The sequence below is a fragment of the Mesorhizobium sp. M1273 genome (assembly GCF_040318195.1).
GTDB lineage: Bacteria > Pseudomonadota > Alphaproteobacteria > Rhizobiales > Rhizobiaceae > Mesorhizobium.
The window spans coordinates 278,825-296,909 of record NZ_JAMYLV010000003.1 but is presented as its reverse complement, the minus strand read 5'-3'; the positions used below and the strand labels follow the sequence as shown (position 1 = coordinate 296,909).

Below are 18,085 nucleotides of genomic sequence, written 5' to 3'. Positions count from 1 at the left end.
CATGGCGGAACTGCGTGGAGCGCTGATCGGCTGCGGCTTCTTTGCCATCAACCAGATGCATGCCTGGCGCGATATAGAGGGCGCCTCGATCACCGCCATCTGCGACCGCGATCCGGACCGGCTACGGATCATTGGCGACCAGTTCGGGGTCGCACGGCGCTATACCGACGCGGCAGCGCTGTTTGCCGGCGAAAGGCTGGATTTCGTCGACATCGCCACCACGGCACCAAGCCACAGAATGCTCGTGGAGATGGCGGCGCAGCACGGCGTTCCGGCAATCTGCCAAAAACCGTTTGCGCCGACGCTTGCCGACGCCAAGGCGATGGTAAAGGCCTGTGCTGACGCCGGCGTGCCGCTGATGGTGCATGAGAATTTTCGCTGGCAGTCGCCGATCCAGGCGGTGCGTACCGTGCTCGACAGCGGCGAAATCGGCACCCCCTTTTTCGGACGGATCTCGTTCCGCTCTGCCTATGACGTGTTTTCCGGCCAGCCTTATCTGGCGACGGGAAAGCGCTTCATCATCGAGGATCTGGGTATCCACATCCTCGACATAGCCCGCTTCCTGCTGGGCGACGTCTCGACCGTCACTGCGCGAACGGCGCGCATCAATCCAGGCATTGCCGGGGAGGACGTTGCGACGATGCTGATGGACCACACGGGCGGAGCCACTTCCGTGGTCGACTGCAGCTACGCCAGCAGGCTCGCGACAGAGCCGTTCCCCGAGACGCTGATCGAGATCGACGGCAGCGACGGCACGATCCGGCTGGCGCAGGGCTACCGCCTCACCGTCACCGGCAGGAGCGGGACAGCTGTGAGCGACGTCTCGCCGCCGCTGCTGGCCTGGGCATCACGGCCGTGGCACAACATCCAGGAAAGCGTCGTCGCCATTCAAAAGCATTGGGTCGACTGCCTGACCAAGGGAACCGAGCCCGCGACCTCGGGCGCGGACAACCTCAAGACACTAGCGCTGGTCGAGGCTGCGTACGCTGGCGCCGCAAGCCGGGAGCCGGTGCAACTCGACGCCTTGCTGAAATGACAGCCGACGCCTTCCTCCTCTACGGCACACGTGCCGTTGAAGCCGAACCGGTCAAGCTGCGCGCCGGCGCGCTGACGGCGGACTTCGTCAACGGCAATCTGCGCACCATCCGGCATGGCGGCACCGAGGTTCTGCGCGCCGTCGCCTTCATCGTCAGGGATCGCGACTGGGGCACCTACGAGCCGGCGCTCACCGATTTAATCATCGACCAGGGCGATGACGCTTTCTTCGTCAGCTATTCGGCAGGTTGTTTCGGACCAGAGGGAAGCCGGCTCGACTTCCGTGCGACCATCAAGGGCTCGGCCGATGGCCAGCTGATCTTCGACGTGAGCGCTCTTCCCGACAACGATTTCGAGACCAATCGCTGCGGCTTCTGCATCCTGCATCCAATTGCCGGGCTGGCCGGCAGCCCGGTCACGGTCGAGCATACCGATGGCAGCGTGGTCGCGACGCGGCTTCCAGAGCTGATCGATGCCTGGCAGCCTTTCAAGGATCTGCGGGCGATCACCCATGAGATCCGGCCGGGCGTCACCGCCGAATGCCGGATGCAAGGCGACACGTTCGAGATGGAGGACCAGCGCAACTGGTCGGATGCCTCCTACAAGACCTATGTCCGGCCGCTCGCGCTGCCATGGCCCTATGTGCTGCCTGCCGGCAAGACCTTCCGCCAGACCACTAGTTTGCGGATAGAGGGTCGCGGGAAAGTGCCGGCCGCTGCGGCAATCGCGGACCCAGTTCGCGTCACGCTCGGCCAAGCCGGACCGGCGCTGCCGGATGTTGGCGTGATCATCTACCCGGATGAGGTCGAGGCGGCGCTGGGCAAGCTGCCGATGCTGTGCGAGCTTGGTCCGCAGCAATTGATGTTCCACTACGACCCGACGCGTGGCCATGGGCTCGACGCCTTGCGATCCTACGCCCGGCTCGCCGCCGCCTATCCGGTCCGGACAACGCTCGAATGTGTCATTGCCGGCGACGGCGATCTCGACGCCGAGCTTTCAGGCGTCGCCGACAGGGTGCGCCAGGCCGGGCTCAAGCTTTCGGCCATTGCCGTCTCGCCTTCGGTCGACCGGCAGTCGACGCCACCGGGCAGCGCGTGGCCGCACTGCCCGCCGCTCGAAGACGTCTACGCCGCGGCGCGGCGCTCCTTTCCCGACAGCCGCCTCGGCGGCGGCATGTTCAGCTATTTCACCGAACTCAATCGCAAGCGTGTGCCGGCCGACCCGCTCGATTTCGTCACGCATTGCACCTGCCCGATCGTGCACGCCGCCGACGATCTCAGCGTCATGCAATCGCTGGAAGCATTGCCTTTCATCACGGCGTCAGTACGAACGATCTTCGGAACAATACCTTATCGGGTCGGGCCGTCGACCATTGCCATGCGCCAGAACCCTTATGGCGGCGCGACCAAGGCCAATCCCGACAATCAGCGCATTGCCATGGCCGACCGCGACCCTCGCCATGCCGGGCTGTTCGGGGCCGCATGGACGATCGGCTATGCGGCGCGCGTCGCGCCGGCCGGGCTCGAAATGCTGACGCTCTGCAGCTTCACCGGACCACTCGGCGTGCTGGCCTCGTCGGGCGAACCTGTCAAAGAAGGTACACCCCGGCCGATTTTCCACGCGGTGAAAGGACTTTGCGATCTGGCCGGCCATGCGCATGTGGCGGCGACAACGACCGATGAGACGCGGGTGCTGGCACTGGCCGGCCACTCCCAGACAGGCAAGATCATCGTCTGGCTGGCGAACCTTACTCCGGACGACCTTCCAGTCGATGTTTCCGGGCTCGGTTCCGATCAGGGTTTTCTGAATATCTGGGATGGACGAACGTCACGCCAGATTCAGCGCGACGCGTCGGGCCGAGACCGTCTTGTCATGACGCCCTACGCAATCGTCCGGATTGGCTGAAGTCACGCCGGGGTTCATGAATCGCCGCAGTTCCGCAGCGGTTGCCCGTAGCCGCAGCACTTCCGCTGCCGACTTGTCACCGGACTTGCTTTCGAAACTCGCCTGGTGCCATTCCAGTTGTCTTGGAAAAAAGACGGCTGAACGAAGCGACGTCCTGATATCCCACCCGATAGCAGATTTCTGAGACGCTCAGTTTCGTTTCCTCAAGCATGGACCTTGCCAACTCCAGCCGCCTTTCCTGGATCCATTTTCCCGGCGTTGTCTGGAGCTCGTCGAAAAACCTGCGAGACAGGGTTCGCGAAGACATTGCCAATTCGGTTGCAAGAAATTTCAAATCGATTTCTGACATCTTGTCGTTCGAGAGCTCGCGCAGCTTGTTCTCGAATGGGCTGGCGTCGTTCGAAATTTTGTCGAGAAGAAATTCGTAGGGACTCTGGAATTTGCGCGGCGGAGGAAGAACCAGAAGTTTTCGAATGATCCGCTCTTCCTTCTCGAAGCCCAGATCGATCAGCAAAGCCCTGGCGAGTTCGAGTCCGGAAAACCCGCCTCCACATGTGTAAAGGCGGTCCTGGCGAATGAGCAGGCGGGAAGCGTCCCATCGCACTTGCGGAAACCGGCGGCTTGCCTCGTTCTTCAGCCACCAGGATATCGTTGCGCGCTTGCCGTCCAACAATCCCGAAGTGGCGAGCAGATAACACGCGCCGCAATGTGCTGCGATGATTGCGTCCTGCTGCTGCGCGAGCGCGATCAGCGGTTTTGAATGCTCACTCTCCTCGTCGAGCGAGCGCAGAAGCTCCGGAATCTCGACACCCGGCATGGCAATGAGAATCAGGACATCCATTTTCCGGGATGGTTGAGCCTTTGTCGGGAAGGAAATTCCGGTGCTCGATGCCGACGGCGCGCTCCTTGAAACGAACTCACAGGAGAGAACCTGCGAACGGCAGACGTCATTCACAAGCTGAAACATTTCCACGAGCGTCGAGACGACGGCCGAATAGAAATTCGACGGCAGCCAGATCACAACGTGGAGGCCCCTGTCAGCCATTGCGGTACTCCAGTATCGTTCTCGGATGGCAAGCCTAGCATAGTCTTTGCAAGAATTGCCAATCCCAGAACAAGCGCGGCGCCTCCAGGAGGGCCTATGCGGGCTTGCTGACGAAAGCGGGCCGCGGAAATCCATGGCTGGGAAGATGCAAATGCTGAAATCGTTGAATGAAAACACGCGGCACATACATCGGATTCAGACGCAATAGAAAACTGCGTCGGTCCGGGCTCAGGCTGATCTGTGGTCAGTCAGTAGGCCGAGAGCAAGGTGCCGGCCGCTGCGGTCGGGACCTTGCTCTTGATTTTCAGCTGCCGGAGTTCATCACGTAAAGCGCACGCGAGCGTTCGAGGTGCTTGATCATCGCCTTCTCGGCGCCATCCGCATCCTTGGCCTCGATGCGTCCGATGATCTCTTCGTGCTCGGTCAGCGTGAACTTTTCCTTGCCGGTCCAGATCAGCATTTCGGTGTGGTATTCCTTTAGCCAGCCAAGCATTGCCTCGCTGACGGCGACATAGATCGGGTTGCCGGATATTGCCGCGATCTGGGTGTGGAATTTCATGTCGGCGGATATAAAGGCTTCCGAGTCGCCACGATGGCTGCGCTGCTCGGCAACCGTTGCGCGCAACCGCTGCACGTCCTCGGCGGTTGCCTTCTCTGCGGCTTCCCTGACCATGCCGCGCTCGAAGAAGATACGCGCGTTCTTGAGGTGCTCCAGCGTGTCCTTCGACGACGACAGGATGATCTTGGCGGCGCCGTCGACCTGTTTGATGATCGACTTGGCGGTCAGCTGCAGCACTTTCGCCCGCTCGCCATGCGAGATCGCGACGAGGCCCATATTGCTCAACGCCTGCATTGCCTCGCGGATCGCCGGCCTGCCGACCTCGAAGCGCTCCATCAATTCGCGCTCCGACGGCATGTCGTCACCCGGCAGCAATTCGCCGCTGGTGATCAGGCGCTTCAGTCTCAAGAATACTTCGTCGGAAAGCTTGCGCCGGACGATCGGCTCCGAACGGTTCATCGTCGCGAATCACTCCTTTGACCGGCCCCTATCTAGCATTTCCGCCGTGAATTCCGGAACGCCTGCTGCCGGCTCGCCCTTACCGCCAAGCCGGATAGGGCTTGCAAAGCTTATGTACTCATTATACCAGATTTCAAGGGCCAAGGAACCTTTTTCGAACCACCCGGCAGGCCGCGCGAATATGATTGTTCTCACCTATCGCATCGAAACGCCGGGCAATATCGAGGCGCTGGCGGCCAAGATCGCAAGCGACCAGTCGACCGGAACCTTCGTCGCGCTGGCCGGCGAGACCGAAGAGCTCAAGGCCAGGGTCGCAGCGCGAGTCCTGGCGATACGGCATCTGCCGGATGCGGATCGGCCGTCTCTTCCCGAAACCGGTCCCGAAGCGCGCAACGGCCCGGTCAAGCGCGCCGACGTCGACATCGCGTTTCCGCTGGACGCCATCGGTACCGACCTGTCGGCGTTGATGACCATCACCATCGGCGGCACCTTTTCGATCAAGGGCCTGTCCGGTATCCGGGTCGTCGACATGAGGCTACCAGAGGAGTACCGGCGCGCGCATCCGGGCCCGCAATTCGGCGTCACGGGCAGCCGCAGGCTGACCGGTGTCGCGGATCGTCCGATCATCGGGACCATCGTCAAGCCGGCGCTGGGGCTCCGCCCGCCCGAGACGGCCGCAATGGTGCAAGAGCTGATTGCGGCCGGCGTCGACTTCATCAAGGACGACGAGAAGCTGATGAGCCCGGCCTATTCGCCGCTGTCGGAGCGGGTGAGGGCAATCATGCCGCTGATCCTCGATCACGAGCAGAAGACCGGTAAGAAGGTCATGTATGCCTTCGGCATTTCACATGCCGATCCCGACGAGATGATGCGAAACCACGATCTGGTGGCAAAGGCCGGCGGCAATTGCGCGGTGGTCAATATCAATTCGATCGGTTTCGGCGGCATGGCTTACCTTCGAAAACGCTCCAGCCTTGTGCTCCATGCCCACCGCAATGGCTGGGACATTCTCACCCGTCATCCCGGCCTTGGCATGGATTTCAAGGTCTGGCAGCAGTTCTGGCGTCTGCTCGGCGTCGACCAGTTCCAGATCAACGGCATCGCCTCAAAATACTGGGAACCCGACTGGTCCTTCGTCGAATCCTTCAAGGCGGTGACCACGCCGATCTTTTCGCCGGCCGATTGCGCATTGCCGGTCGCCGGCTCCGGCCAGTGGGGCGGGCAGGCGCCTGAAACCTTCCAGCGAACCGGCCGGACGGTCGATCTTCTCTATCTCTGCGGCGGTGGCATCGTCAGCCACCCGGACGGGCCGGGCGCCGGCGTGCGCGCCGTGCAGCAGGCCTGGCAGGCGGCGGTCCAGGACATTTCGTTGGCGGATTATGCCTTGAGCCATGTCGAGCTGGCGCGGTCGATCGAGAAGTTCGGCGGCGGCGAGGCGGCCTGACGCCATGCAAAACCTGCTTCTGAGTTACTATGGCGACGACCTGACCGGCTCGACCGACGTTATGGAGGCGCTCGAGCTCGGCGGCGTGCCGACCGTCCTGTTCATGCGCCAGCCGGACGAAGCGCTGCTTTCGCAATTTGCGCATTGCCGCGCCCTTGGGCTGGCCGGCACCAGCCGCAGCGAGACGCCGCAGTGGATGGACACGCATCTGCGAGATGCCTTCGCCTGGCTGAAGACCGTCAACGCCGAGATCTGCCACTACAAGGTCTGCTCGACCTTCGATTCCAGCCCGGCAATCGGCAGCATCGGCCGGGCGATCGAAATCGGCCGCTCGGTTTTCCGGCAAGACGGCGTGCCGCTGGTGGTCGGCGCGCCGCAGCTGAAGCGCTACACCGCCTTCGGTCATCTGTTCGCGGCCTATCGCGAAAAATATTTCCGCATCGACCGCCATCCCGTGATGAGCCGCCATCCGACCACGCCGATGGACGAATCCGACCTGCTGATCCATCTGTCGCGCCAGACCAGCCTCGCCTCGGGCCTGGTCGACCTGGCGACGCTGCAGTCCGCGTCGCGGTCGAAAGCATTCGACCGGCTTGTGGAGAATGGCTCAGGTATCGTGCTTGTCGATGTCGATAGCCTGGAAACCCAGGCACTTGCCGGCAAGGAGATTTGGCGCGCTCGCAAGCCGGGCGGTTATTTCGTCGTCGGCTCTTCAGGCATCGAATATGCCTTGCTGGTCGAATGGGCATCGAACCGGATCGTGGATACCAAATCCGCCTTTTCGCCGCCGGGCGCTGCCGACAGGATCGCCGTGGTCTCGGGGAGCTGCTCGCCGACGACGGAACGACAGATCCGTCATGCTCTGGCCGACGGCTTCGACGGGATCGAGCTCGACCCAGTCCAACTGGTTTCTGAGGCTTCGAACGACGCGATTGCGCGCGCGGTGGCAACCGGCCGCTCCAGCCTACGGGCCGGGCGCAGCGTCGTCCTCTACACCGCGCTCGGGCCTGCGGCCGACCGCGGTGCAGAAATCGATCTCCGGGAAGGCGCCCGCCATAAGCTCGGCTACGGCCTTGGCGAGGTTCTCCGCGAACTGACGCTTCAAGAGAAGCTACTGCGCGTGGTCATCGCCGGCGGCGACACGTCGAGCCATGCACTTGGCCAGATGGGCGTAGACGCGCTGACTGTGCGAATGCCGCTGCCGGCATCGCCGGGCTCGCCACTTTGTGTGGCGCATTCAAGCATTAAGGCGATCGATGGGCTGGAAATTGCCCTCAAGGGTGGGCAGGTCGGAACCGACCGCTATTTCTCCGCTATTCGCGATGGGGTCGGCGGTTGAGAGCGGGGAATGTCAGGTCAAATCGGTGATGCTCGATCGGGATCGAGGATACTAGCCGGCAAACCAGAAATCTCAGGCGTTCAGATCAGCGGCAATGCCACTCATCACGCTATCTGCCCATTGTCCTGCCTGGATGATACTGACGGGCGTAGGCGACACAGGCGTCTACCGTGCTGACACAGAGCGCATCGCGGTTGTTCGGCAGGTTGTTGTCGCCGGCGTAGGCAACCTCGGCAACATGACCGTCAACCATTCGAATTTGCGTGTTGCAATAGCCGCCGGGGGCGACGTTGACGGAACCCCCCAGCGCCGGGACGGGGCCAATGGCGACGGTCGGAACGACAATGTTGAGATTGCCGCGTTGAACGACGCGCTGATAGGTCCAGATCTGGCCGGATTTGCCGACATCGGCAGTGGCGGTAGGAAAGCCGGCGCACATTCGAACGTCCGCCTCGCTAAGGCCGACCATCTCCCTGCGGGCTGCCGCCGCCGTGGCGTCTTCCTTCGCAGTGCTCGACGTGTCGTCGGGCATGACGCAGGAAGACAGGATGGCGGCGCTTGCCGATAGAAGGAGAAGGGCAAGCTTTCGGGTGTGGAAAGATGTCATACCAACTTCGGATTGCACGGGAGGCCCGAATGCAAACCTAGGAAGTGGGCCAATCGAGTCAACCGGCAGAAAATTCACGAAGTCGTTGGTCCGCCATTCCGCCGCACGCATCTGCTGGAAGAGGTTAGGCTGCCGCCGTGACCCTCGCGCCCTATCTTCCGCCTGGGCATCGGATTTCCAAATCCGACCCCTTCTTGTCAGATGTACTGGCGCACGGTGCTGTGACTTTGGTTCGGCCGACGGTGTGCTAGTTTCCAGCCAATTGCTCCGGAGACGTCATGCCTATCAAGCTGCAAGAAATCGCCCTCGCTCTTCTGCTGTTGGTTGCCGGAACTGGGTTCGGTCATGCGGAGACGGCCCAGCGGCCGCCGCCCACAGGCGGGGTTCTCTCGCTCCTGCCACCGCCGCAGACTTCCGATCATTCGATCGTCATTGCCGGACGCACGCTCGATTACGAGGCCAAGGCCGGCACGCTGTCATTGCCGTCCGGCAAAGGCGATATCACCGCCGAGATTTTCTATGTCGCCTATGCTCTGCACGCAGGGAAAGAAACGGGACCGGATCCGCGTCGCCCGATCACCTTCGTGTTCAATGGCGGTCCGGGAGCAGCTTCCGCCTATCTCCATCTCGGCGCGCTCGGTCCGCGGGTTCTGGCGACAGCGGCCGATGGAAGTTTCCTGCCGTCGCCGCAGAGGCTGTTCGATAACCCCGACACCTGGCTCGACATGACCGACCTGGTCTTTGTGGACCCTGTCGGAACCGGTTACAGCCGTGAAGCGCCCGGCACGGAAGCACACAGCTTCTGGGGCGTCAGCCAGGACGCCGCGTCGATAGGCGCGTTTATCCGACTCTATCTGGCGCAGACGAACCGTACGGCATCGCCTGTCTTCCTGGCTGGCGAAAGCTATGGCGGCTTTCGAGCAGCATTGCTCGCCAGGAAGCTTCAGGAAGACATCGGCATCAGCCCGAGTGGTGTCGTGCTGATTTCGCCGGCGCTCGAATTCACGCTGGTGCGCCCGGACGAGTTCCAGCCGCTCCACTGGGCGCTGGAACTGCCGTCGCTGGCGGCAGTGCGCCTACACAGCGAAGGCGTTTCCGGCCCGGCCCTGCAGGAGCGGCTGGCGGAAGTCGAACGCTATGCGCTCGGCGATTATCTGGCCGCGCTGGCCGGTGGGCTGGAGCAGGGTGGACGCCTGGCGAGCCAGCGTGTCGCCGCAATCACCGGTCTGCCGCTCGATCTCGTCCAGCGGCACTTTGCACGCATTCCCATAGGGCTGTTCGCCAAGGAGTTTGCACGGGCAAAGGGCAATGTTCTCAGCGCCTATGACGGCAACATCGCGACAGCGGACGTGGCGCCAGAGAGCCTGGGAGTCGAGGGTCCCGATCCGGTGCTCGACCGAAGCGTGCCGGCGCTCACCTCCGCTTTCGTCGGCTATGTGCGTGATGAATTGAACTTCCGCACGGATATCAGCTATCGGCTTCTCAACCGTGAAGTCAGCGGCAATTGGGACTATGGGACGAGCGCGACGCGTCAGGGCTATGCGGGTGTCATGGACGACCTTCAACAGGCGCGCGTGCTAAACCCCAGCCTCGGCGTGCTGATCGTCAACGGCTACAGCGACCTGGTGACGCCGTACATGGGCTCGCGCTACCTGCTTGGTCAAATTCCTTCGCTTGCCGGCGCAAAGCCCATTCGCACCGAGGTGCTGGAGGGCGGGCACATGATGTATCTGAGGCCGGATGGACGGGCGGCACTGAAGCAGGCCGCGTCCGAGCTTTACCGAACGACGCAATGAGACGGTTTGCCCAAAAAAGCGCCGGATACGCTGTTCGCCCTCTCATCAGGCCCTAGTTCCATCGCGATTGATCGGTTACACACCTAGGATGGCGTCTTTCAGCGACGTTCGACAACGGATTAGCCGGCTCTCCAGAATCGCGCCACTGGTGCGGCGTGCTGCCGAGCGGGCCATTCGGAACACCAAGCCACACAGGCTGACAAGCCTTGTTGACCGTTGGAATGCGCTGTCGCTGGCAACGCAGTTCCTGCTCGCGGGCGGTCTATTTTCCCTGTCAGCCATGGTGGTGGTCGGGATTTCCGTCACGAATCATATAGAAACCGTGGTCACGCAGAATTCGGCTTCCGCAACGGCTCTTTACGTGGACAGCGTCATCGCGCCGCTGCTTCCGGATATGCGCAAGAGCGAAGTGCTCGACGAGAGCGTCGCCCACGCGCTCGATGAAACGCTGGGACAAGGGGCACTCGGCACAAGGCTCGAATCCTTCAAGCTCTGGCGTCGCGACGGAACCATCCTGTATTCGACCGACAAGACATTGATCGGCAAGCGCTTTGAACCCAGCGACAATCTCCGGGCGGCATTCGCAGGCCAAATGGTCTCGGAGTTCGACAAGCTGGACGATTCGGACAGCGAGGCCGAAAGGGCCAGCGGCTTGCATCTTCTCGAGATCTACAATCCGGTGCTGCAGCCATGGTCGGGGGAAGTGGTGGCCGTTTCAGAATTCTACGAGGTCGCCACTGATTTTGAAAGAAACCTGCATCAGGCACTCATTCGAACCTGGCTGGACGTTGCCGCCGTCACAGCGGCCTTCTTTCTCGGGCTGTCGGCAATCGTGTTCCGTGGCAGCCGCATGATCAGTTCGCAGAGCCGCTCGTTGAAGCAGCGCATTGCCGAGCTTTCCGATCTGCTTGCGCAAAACAGACTGTTGAGGCTGCGGGTGCAGCGTGCCTCGCAGCGTGCCACCGCACTTAACGAACGCTATCTCAGGCGCATCGGTGCGGACTTGCACGATGGCCCGGCGCAATTGGTTGCTCTCGCGGCGCTGGGGATCGACAGCCCCGTCATTGCCGATCCCGCTACGTCGCAATCGAAGCGTGCACAGGAATTGCTGGCCATCAAAGCACATCTGGACGATGCCATGCGCGAGATCAGGAGCATCAGCAAGGGCCTTGTCCTGCCGCATATCGAGCATGCCGAACTGGGTGAAATTCTCCAGCTTGCCGTACGGGCGCACGAAGAACGAACCGGCGTCAAAGTGATGCTATCGATGACCGGCGGCCATGCGCCATTGTCGCCGGCGGCCAAGATCTGCATCTTCCGCTTCGTCCAGGAGGCGCTGAACAATGGATTCCGTCATGCCGGAGGTGAAGGTCAGTCGGTCGAGAAACATTTCGACGGCGAGCGCGTTTGTATCGAAGTGGCCGACGCCGGCGCCGGCTTTGACCCGCAAATCGTGCGTCCCGAGAGGCTGGGACTCGTAGGGCTGCGCGAGCGTGTGGAAAGCCTCGGGGGCCAGTTTACCGTGACTTCCTCACAGAGTGGCACAGTCGTAAGAATGGCCCTCAACATCGTTGAAATGGGGCAGACATGACAGTAGCCATCAAGCTCGCCATCGTCGACGACCACCCGCTGTTCAGGGAAGGCGTTGTGCGCACGCTCGATCAGATCGGCGGGTTCGAGATCGTCGGTGAAGGAAGCAGCAGAGACGATGCCCTGCGGATAATCGAAGACCAGCGGCCCGACATTCTGCTGATGGACATATCGGTTCCTGGAGGTGGCCTTGGCGTGATCGGACCGGCCCTTGAGCGGCATCCGGCACTGAAAATTGTGATGCTGACCGTTTCGGAAGAAAACCAGCACGTGATGACCGCGTTGCAGAGCGGGGCAAGGGGCTATGTTCTGAAGGGGGTCGGGTCGAGGACGTTGGCTGCGATCCTGCGCACGGTAGCGTCGGGCGAACGATATGTCTGTCCACAATTGTCGGCGCGCCTGTTGGCCGATCTCTCGGCTCAATCAAAAGAGCCGGCGAAAGCTGACGGACTTGCCGACCTCACCAGCCGCGAAAGGGAGATCCTGACGCTGGTTGCCGCGGGACTGAGCAACAAGCGGATCGGGCTTCGGCTGAACCTCCATGAAAAGACGATAAAGCACCACATGACGCGAATCCTGGCCAAGCTCAACGTCAGCAACAGGACCGAAGCTGCCATGACCTTGCGCGACGCGACTGAGCGCCGCCATCCGCCTGTTCGCGATCATGCTTGAGCCGAAATTGCCGCACTGCGCTGCCATGTGAACTGGCCCTCAGTTGATCATTCCAAGCAACCTGTCCCGATCGGAACGCGTCGCCAGGCGCCGAATGATGATGCGGCCCTCGGCATCCCGCATTTCATATTGGTCGCTGTCGATGCGTTCGCTGAGTCCGTTCGAATGCACCACGCCAATGCTCGGGCCGCTCACCTCGACCCGGTCTCCTGTGGATGCGTTGACAAAGAGTTTTGGCTTGCTATCGGGGTTTACCGCAGGGGCGGGATCAGGGAGATTGTCGTCCTGCGACTTTGCTTTGCCCTTGCCGGCACCAGCGTTCGAGTTCGAATTGCCGGAGTTTCCACCCGAATTGCCCGAATTGCCGTTCCCATTCCCGTTCCCGTTCCCGTTCCCGCCATTGCCGTTCCCGCCATCTTTGGCCCAGGCAGCCTGCGGGCCGAGCGGCTGCGATGATCCATCGAACACGACGCGATAGGGGCTTACGACGAGAATGAAGGTCAAGACGACTACAGAAATGCCGACACGACGTCCTCGTGAAGATCCGGTCCTTCGTTTCCGGGTCGTCATCAATGAACTTGCCAGTCGCATGTCGGAACTCCCCTTAATCATACGGCTCTGTCGTACTGCCTCCTGTTCGAATTCGTGTGATGCTTAAAACAATGGTTTGCGTCCGGAACGTCAAGGCCCACCAGTCCCACGATGGTAACTGGTGGGTCTCGCTAGCGCAGGAAGGGACTATTTACTGCGCAAGCCTTTTGCCTTCCCGTGGTTGCGTCTCTCCGCGATAGCGCCGAGTTCCCACTGTCAGCCAACAATAAATCCAATGGCCGCGACCCCGAAACACAGGCCAAATAACGGAAAAAGCAGCCAACGTGCCTGGTGAATGCTCGGGTCCATGGCGGCCTCCTATAACAGTCGGCATCGCAACGGGGCTCCTCGGAACTCAGTTCCTGAAACTCTCGCATTTCGGGCTTTTGCGATAGCAGCCTCGGACCAAAGTTTGGCTGTGCGGGTCCTTGGTCGATAGGCCTACAGACTGAAGTCCCTATGCCAGGAGCCACCCTGCATTCGGCGACCTTTGTGTCCAACTGGCAGCTGCGATCCACCGCCCCCTTCGAATGCTTTGCGTTTCTGGCTCTATGGCAGCAACGCCGTTGGTCTACTGCCGCATCGTTGAAACGCCACCAATACAGACCCATATGCGAATTGCGTCGGATGTCTCCTCCCATTGCGTCCGGCGCGTTCCCCTCTGGAGGTTATAGACCTTCACACTTGGCCGGGCTTAACAGTCCGGCCTTTTCTTTTGGCATTTTGCGCAATCCGCCTGATGGCCCTAATTTGCGAGACATCGGTAAAATCGATTTGCAAATGCATTCATGTGCTCATAACCTGTCACCATGAGCACGATTTCCAAAGTTGCCACGCGAGCGGGCGTGTCGCGCACGACCGTGTCGCATGTCATCAACCATGCGGACCGGGTATCGAAATCGCTGCGTGAGCGCGTACAAGCGGCGATCGACGAACTCGGCTACACCCCGAACCCGCAGGCGCAGAGCCTGCGCACCGGCCGTACCAACATTATCGCGATGCTGATCCCGGACATCCGCAACCCGTTCTATCCGGAGCTGGTGAAAACGGCGCAGTCGACGCTCGAAGTGGTCGGCCTCGACATGCTGATCTTCAACACCGACGTGCCGGGCGGACATTCACAGGATCACGGCCGCGAGTATTTGCGCCAGATCGGGCGCAAGCGGGTCGACGGCGTCATCGTTGCCGACTTCGCGCTGCACGGCATGCACAGCGAACTGCTCAGCCTCGATCTGCCCGCCGTCTTCATCGGCCATCTGCCGAACCATGCTGTCGACAGCGTCCAGCTGGACGATTTCGGCGGCGGCTATCTGATGGGCGAGTATCTGGCGAAGAGGGGCCATCGCCGCATCGCCCATGTCACCGGGCCATCCTTTTTCAAGGAGGCGATGGCGCGTGCCGCCGGTTTCGAAAAAGGGCTCGCCGACAATGGCGTGCCAATCTCCGCCGATCTGCGGTTCGAGGGAAGCTATCTTGCCCCGTCAGGGCGGGAAGCGGTCACCTGGCTCAGGGAGAAGCACGGCGGACACCTGCCGTCGGCGATGTTCTTCGCCAATTATCTGATGGCCTCCGGTGCGCTGACCGAATTCTACGACCATGGGATCAATATCCCTCAGGATATCGCCATCGCAGTCTTCGATGACCTGCCTCAACTGGAATATGTCAGGCCGAAGCTGACCTGTGTCGGCAACAGTCCGACAATGCTTGCCAAGCGCGCCACGGAAATGCTGCTCGAACGGCTGGGTGGCAAAGTCGAGGGCGCGCCGCGCACCGAAGTGATCCCATGCGCGTTGAGCCCATTCGACAGCGCGTGACGCAGATGCCGGCAAAGGGAACGGAGGTCCCTTCGCCAACGTTCGACCGAACAACATCCAAGGGAGGAATTGATGACTGACAAAACGACCCGCGACCGGCCATTGGCCAGCCTGAACCGCCGTCGGCTGATCCAGGGCGGCGCCACTTTCGCTGCCGCCGGCCTCACAGGCTTCCCGTTCATCAACAGGATGGCCGTGCGCGCTCAGGAAGCGCCGCTGAAATTCTGGCAGTTCTATGCGCCTGGGGGAGACGTGAAGCCGCAGGTCCAGTGGTTCGAGAAGCTGGTGGCCGACTGGAACGACGGCCACGACCAGAAGGTCGAGCTCGAATATGTCGTCAACAGCGAATACATCTCCGGTTCCAAGCTGGCAACGGCCTTCGCGTCGGGCGAGGGCCCTGACATCTTCCTCATCAGCCCCGGCGATTTCCTGCGTTATTACAATGGCGGCGTACTTGCCGACCTGACGCCGCATATCGAGGATGCCGCCAAGGCCGATTTCCCGGAAAGCGTCATCGCCAACCGCATGGTGGACGGCAAGATCTACGGTGTGCCGATGGAAGTCGAGCCGATGGCCTTCTACTATTCGGTCAAAGCGTTCGAGGATGCAAAGCTCAACGAGAACGACGTGCCGAAGACCTGGGACGAGCTGTTGGCGGTCGCCAAAAAGCTGACGACGCCCAGTCGCTACGGCGTGCTGTTCGAAACGACTCCCGGCTATTACCAGAACTTCACCTGGTATCCGTTCCTGTGGCAGGGCGGCGGCGAATTCCAGGGCAAGGACGGCAAGAGCGCCTTCGATTCGCCGGCCACCGTCCAGGCGCTGAAACTCTGGCAGGATGCCATCAATACCGGCGTGGCGCCGCGTCAGGTGGTCGGCGGCGGCTTCGACATAGTCGCCAATCTCGGGGCAGGGCTGTGCGCCATGCAGAACTGCGGCATCTGGGGTATTTCGGCGATGGACAACAACGCCAAGGACGTGCCCTACGGCATCTTCAAATTGCCGACACCGGCCAATGGCAAATACGTCACCGTCGGCGGTGGCTGGGCCTTTGTCGCCAATGCCGGAGGCAAGAACCCGGATGCTTCCGCCCAGTTCTGCGCCTGGGCGCTGGCCTCAATGGATCCGGCATCGATCGACCGGGTCGTCAACTGGTGCACTGTCGCCAAGAGCGACATGCCGCCGCGCAACAGCGCGCTGAAGGCCGGCGCCGATGTCTTCAGCACCGGCAAGTTCGGCACCTTCGCCAAGGAGATCCATCCGGGGACGCGCGCCGAGCCGCGGGTTCCGCCGGAGGCCTACAAGATCATCTCCGACGCCATCCAGTCGGCACAGCTTGGCGGGGTTGATGCCCAGCAGGCGGCGACGACGGCCAGTCAGCAACTCGATGCGTTCCTCGCTTCCTATTCCGGCGCGCCGATCCTTTAGGCCCTTTCCAGCATGGATCAGATGAAACCGCCAGCCGCGGGCGCGAATTCCGCCCGCGGCCTCACCGCCAAGCAAAGGGAGCGCTGCGCCGCATGGCTGTTCGTCCTGCCCGATGCGGTTGGCCTGCTGGTGTTCGTCGGCGTGCCGATGCTGCTGTCGCTCGCCGTCGGGTTCTTCGAGGTCAACGGCTTCGGCGGCTACAGGTTCGTCGGGTTCGGCAATTACAGGCGCATGTGGGGCGACCCGCTGTTCTGGTCGTCCGTGAAGGTGACGGTAGCTTATGCCGTCATGCTGGTGCCGGCGCTCTACGTCGCCGGACTGGGACTGGCGCTTCTGGTGCAGAAGACCAACCGCTTCAACGCGGTCATGCGCTCGATGTTCTTTGCGCCGCAGATGGTCAGCCTGGTCGTGGTGGCGCTCGTGTGGCAGCTCATGCTGGTCGAAAAGGTCGGCATCGTCAGCCGGCTGGCGCCGCGCGTCGGCCTCGGCGGAATTTCGCTGCTCGGCGATCCAAATCTGGCGCTGTTCACGCTGGTGCTGGTCAGCGTCTGGTTCCTGATGGGTTTCTACATGCTGATCTTCCTCGGCGGGCTCCAGGACATCCCGGCAGAGTACTACGAAGCCGCAAAGATCGACGGTGCCGGGCCGGTGACAAGCTTCTGGTACATTACTTTGCCCCTGCTCAAGCCGACCAGCTTCTTCGTCCTCCTGGTCTCGCTCGTCGCGGCTGTCGCCGGCGGCCAGGTCTTCGACCTGATCTATGTGATGACCAAAGGCGGTCCGGTCAATTCGACCTCGGTGCTGATCATCTACATCTACAAGCAGGCATTCCAGTTCGGCGCGTTCGGCTATGCATCGGCAATGGCATCGCTGCTGGTGCTGGCGCTGATGCTGGTCACGGTCTTCTTCTTCGTGCTGACGCGCGGCGGACGTTTCGAGCATGACTGACGGCCGAACTCCTTCCGGCCGTTCGCAGATACGAGCGGCGAGACTTGCCTGGATGCTGGCAACCGCCGCACTTGGCCTGATGACGGTATTCCCGCTTGTCTGGATGCTGGTCATCTCGCTCAAGCCGGCGAGCGACGTCTTCACGCCGAGCCTCATTCCGGAACGCCCGACGCTCGGCAATTTCCTCTATGTGCTGACCGAGGTGCCGTTCCTGCGCTATCTCTTCAATTCGTTCTTCGTGTCGGCGACGGTGACGGTCGCCGCGCTGTTCTTTCATTCGATGGCCGGCTATTCGCTCGCACGGCTGCGTTTTCCGGGCCGCGACACGCTGTTCCTCGCCATGTTCTCGACCTTTCTGGTGTCGCTGCCGGTAATCATCGTGCCGCTGTTCATCCTGACGCGGATGCTGCACATGCTGGACAGCTATGCCGGGCTGATCATTCCGGCGATCTTCAACGCGTTCGGCATCTTTCTGCTCAGGCAATACTACCTGTCGCTGCCCAGGGAACTGGAAGAAGCGGCGATCATGGATGGTGCCGGCTACTGGCGCATCTATTGGAGCATCATCCTGCCGCTCAGCCGGCCGATCCTGTCGGCACTGGCGATCCTGTTCTTCCTCGCCAACTGGAATGCTTTCCTGTGGCCGTTGACGATCACATCGGACCTCGATCTCTGGGTGGTGCAGGTAGCCATTGCGAACTTCAAGAGCCAGTACGCCGCCGCCTGGAACTACGTCATGGCCGCCTCGACCATCGTCGCCGTGCCGATGCTGGTTCTTTTCGTGATCTTCCAACGCCAGATCATGGAATCGATCAAGACAAGCGGCCTGAAATAACCGCTGAAGCAAGAGGAG

At 61.5% G+C, this 18,085-nt stretch carries 15 protein-coding genes; 11 read left to right on the top strand and 4 right to left on the bottom strand.

What is annotated here, in order from left to right; all coding sequences use genetic code 11:
• Window position 1 precedes the first annotated feature (1 nt).
• Window positions 2-1,036 (top strand): Gfo/Idh/MocA family protein, encoded by a 1,035-nt coding sequence (locus tag NKH30_RS05780; protein WP_352926817.1) that lies wholly within the window; start codon window positions 2-4, stop codon window positions 1,034-1,036.
• Complete coding sequence (gene apnL / locus NKH30_RS05775) at window positions 1,033-2,940, top strand: D-apionate lactonase (RefSeq protein ID WP_352539315.1); 1,908 nt, start codon at window positions 1,033-1,035, stop codon at window positions 2,938-2,940. The genes NKH30_RS05780 and apnL overlap by 4 nt, the downstream gene beginning before the upstream one ends.
• A gap of 76 nt (window positions 2,941-3,016) precedes the next feature.
• On the opposite strand, the gene NKH30_RS05770 is transcribed toward apnL, so the two are convergent.
• Window positions 3,017-3,985: a GlxA family transcriptional regulator gene (locus NKH30_RS05770; RefSeq protein ID WP_352539314.1), complete on the bottom strand. Its 969-nt coding sequence runs from the start codon at window positions 3,983-3,985 to the stop codon at window positions 3,017-3,019.
• Between the two features lie 304 nt (window positions 3,986-4,289).
• Window positions 4,290-5,003 (bottom strand): transcriptional regulator NanR, encoded by a 714-nt coding sequence (locus NKH30_RS05765; RefSeq protein WP_292663135.1) that lies wholly within the window; start codon window positions 5,001-5,003, stop codon window positions 4,290-4,292.
• A gap of 181 nt (window positions 5,004-5,184) precedes the next feature.
• Between NKH30_RS05765 and oiaX the strand changes: the two genes are divergently transcribed.
• Together oiaX and NKH30_RS05755 are read left to right on the top strand one after the other, a co-directional pair.
• Window positions 5,185-6,447, top strand: coding sequence for a 3-oxo-isoapionate-4-phosphate decarboxylase OiaX (gene oiaX / locus NKH30_RS05760; RefSeq protein WP_352539313.1), 1,263 nt, complete (start codon window positions 5,185-5,187; stop codon window positions 6,445-6,447).
• Between the two features lie 4 nt (window positions 6,448-6,451).
• Window positions 6,452-7,786 carry a four-carbon acid sugar kinase family protein gene (locus NKH30_RS05755; protein WP_352539312.1) on the top strand — a complete coding sequence of 445 codons (1,335 nt, stop codon included), beginning with the start codon at window positions 6,452-6,454 and terminating at the stop codon, window positions 7,784-7,786.
• Between the two features lie 109 nt (window positions 7,787-7,895).
• Here the strand turns inward: NKH30_RS05755 and NKH30_RS05750 are convergent, their stop codons facing one another.
• The gene (locus NKH30_RS05750) at window positions 7,896-8,393 is read right to left on the bottom strand and encodes a hypothetical protein (RefSeq protein ID WP_352469597.1); all 498 of its coding nucleotides are present in this window, start codon (window positions 8,391-8,393) and stop codon (window positions 7,896-7,898) included.
• Between the two features lie 278 nt (window positions 8,394-8,671).
• On the opposite strand from NKH30_RS05750, the gene NKH30_RS05745 reads away from it, so the two are divergent.
• The 3 genes from NKH30_RS05745 (at window position 8,672) to NKH30_RS05735 (ending at window position 12,451) form a co-directional block, all read left to right on the top strand.
• A complete protein-coding gene (locus NKH30_RS05745; protein WP_352469598.1) occupies window positions 8,672-10,189 on the top strand; it encodes a S10 family peptidase in 1,518 nt (505 codons plus the stop codon).
• Window positions 10,190-10,550: 361 nt separating this feature from the next.
• Window positions 10,551-11,780, top strand: coding sequence for a sensor histidine kinase (locus NKH30_RS05740; RefSeq protein ID WP_352539311.1), 1,230 nt, complete (start codon window positions 10,551-10,553; stop codon window positions 11,778-11,780).
• A complete protein-coding gene (locus NKH30_RS05735) occupies window positions 11,777-12,451 on the top strand; it encodes a LuxR C-terminal-related transcriptional regulator (protein ID WP_352448141.1) in 675 nt (224 codons plus the stop codon). The genes NKH30_RS05740 and NKH30_RS05735 overlap by 4 nt, the downstream gene beginning before the upstream one ends.
• A gap of 39 nt (window positions 12,452-12,490) precedes the next feature.
• Here NKH30_RS05735 and NKH30_RS05730 read toward each other — a convergent pair whose 3' ends face one another.
• Window positions 12,491-12,955, bottom strand: a complete 465-nt coding sequence (locus tag NKH30_RS05730; RefSeq protein ID WP_352994500.1) for a hypothetical protein — start codon at window positions 12,953-12,955, stop codon at window positions 12,491-12,493.
• A gap of 896 nt (window positions 12,956-13,851) precedes the next feature.
• Between NKH30_RS05730 and NKH30_RS05725 the strand changes: the two genes are divergently transcribed.
• The 4 genes from NKH30_RS05725 (at window position 13,852) to NKH30_RS05710 (ending at window position 18,067) form a co-directional block, all read left to right on the top strand.
• The gene (locus tag NKH30_RS05725; protein ID WP_352469815.1) at window positions 13,852-14,856 is read left to right on the top strand and encodes a LacI family DNA-binding transcriptional regulator; all 1,005 of its coding nucleotides are present in this window, start codon (window positions 13,852-13,854) and stop codon (window positions 14,854-14,856) included.
• A gap of 72 nt (window positions 14,857-14,928) precedes the next feature.
• On the top strand, window positions 14,929-16,284 hold the full coding sequence (locus NKH30_RS05720; RefSeq protein ID WP_352539309.1) for an ABC transporter substrate-binding protein: 1,356 nt from the start codon (window positions 14,929-14,931) through the stop codon (window positions 16,282-16,284).
• Between the two features lie 21 nt (window positions 16,285-16,305).
• Window positions 16,306-17,232, top strand: a complete 927-nt coding sequence (locus NKH30_RS05715; protein WP_352539308.1) for a carbohydrate ABC transporter permease — start codon at window positions 16,306-16,308, stop codon at window positions 17,230-17,232.
• A complete protein-coding gene (locus tag NKH30_RS05710; protein WP_352469604.1) occupies window positions 17,225-18,067 on the top strand; it encodes a carbohydrate ABC transporter permease in 843 nt (280 codons plus the stop codon). Before NKH30_RS05715 ends, NKH30_RS05710 begins: the two co-directional genes overlap by 8 nt.
• Window positions 18,068-18,085: the final 18 nt, after the last annotated feature.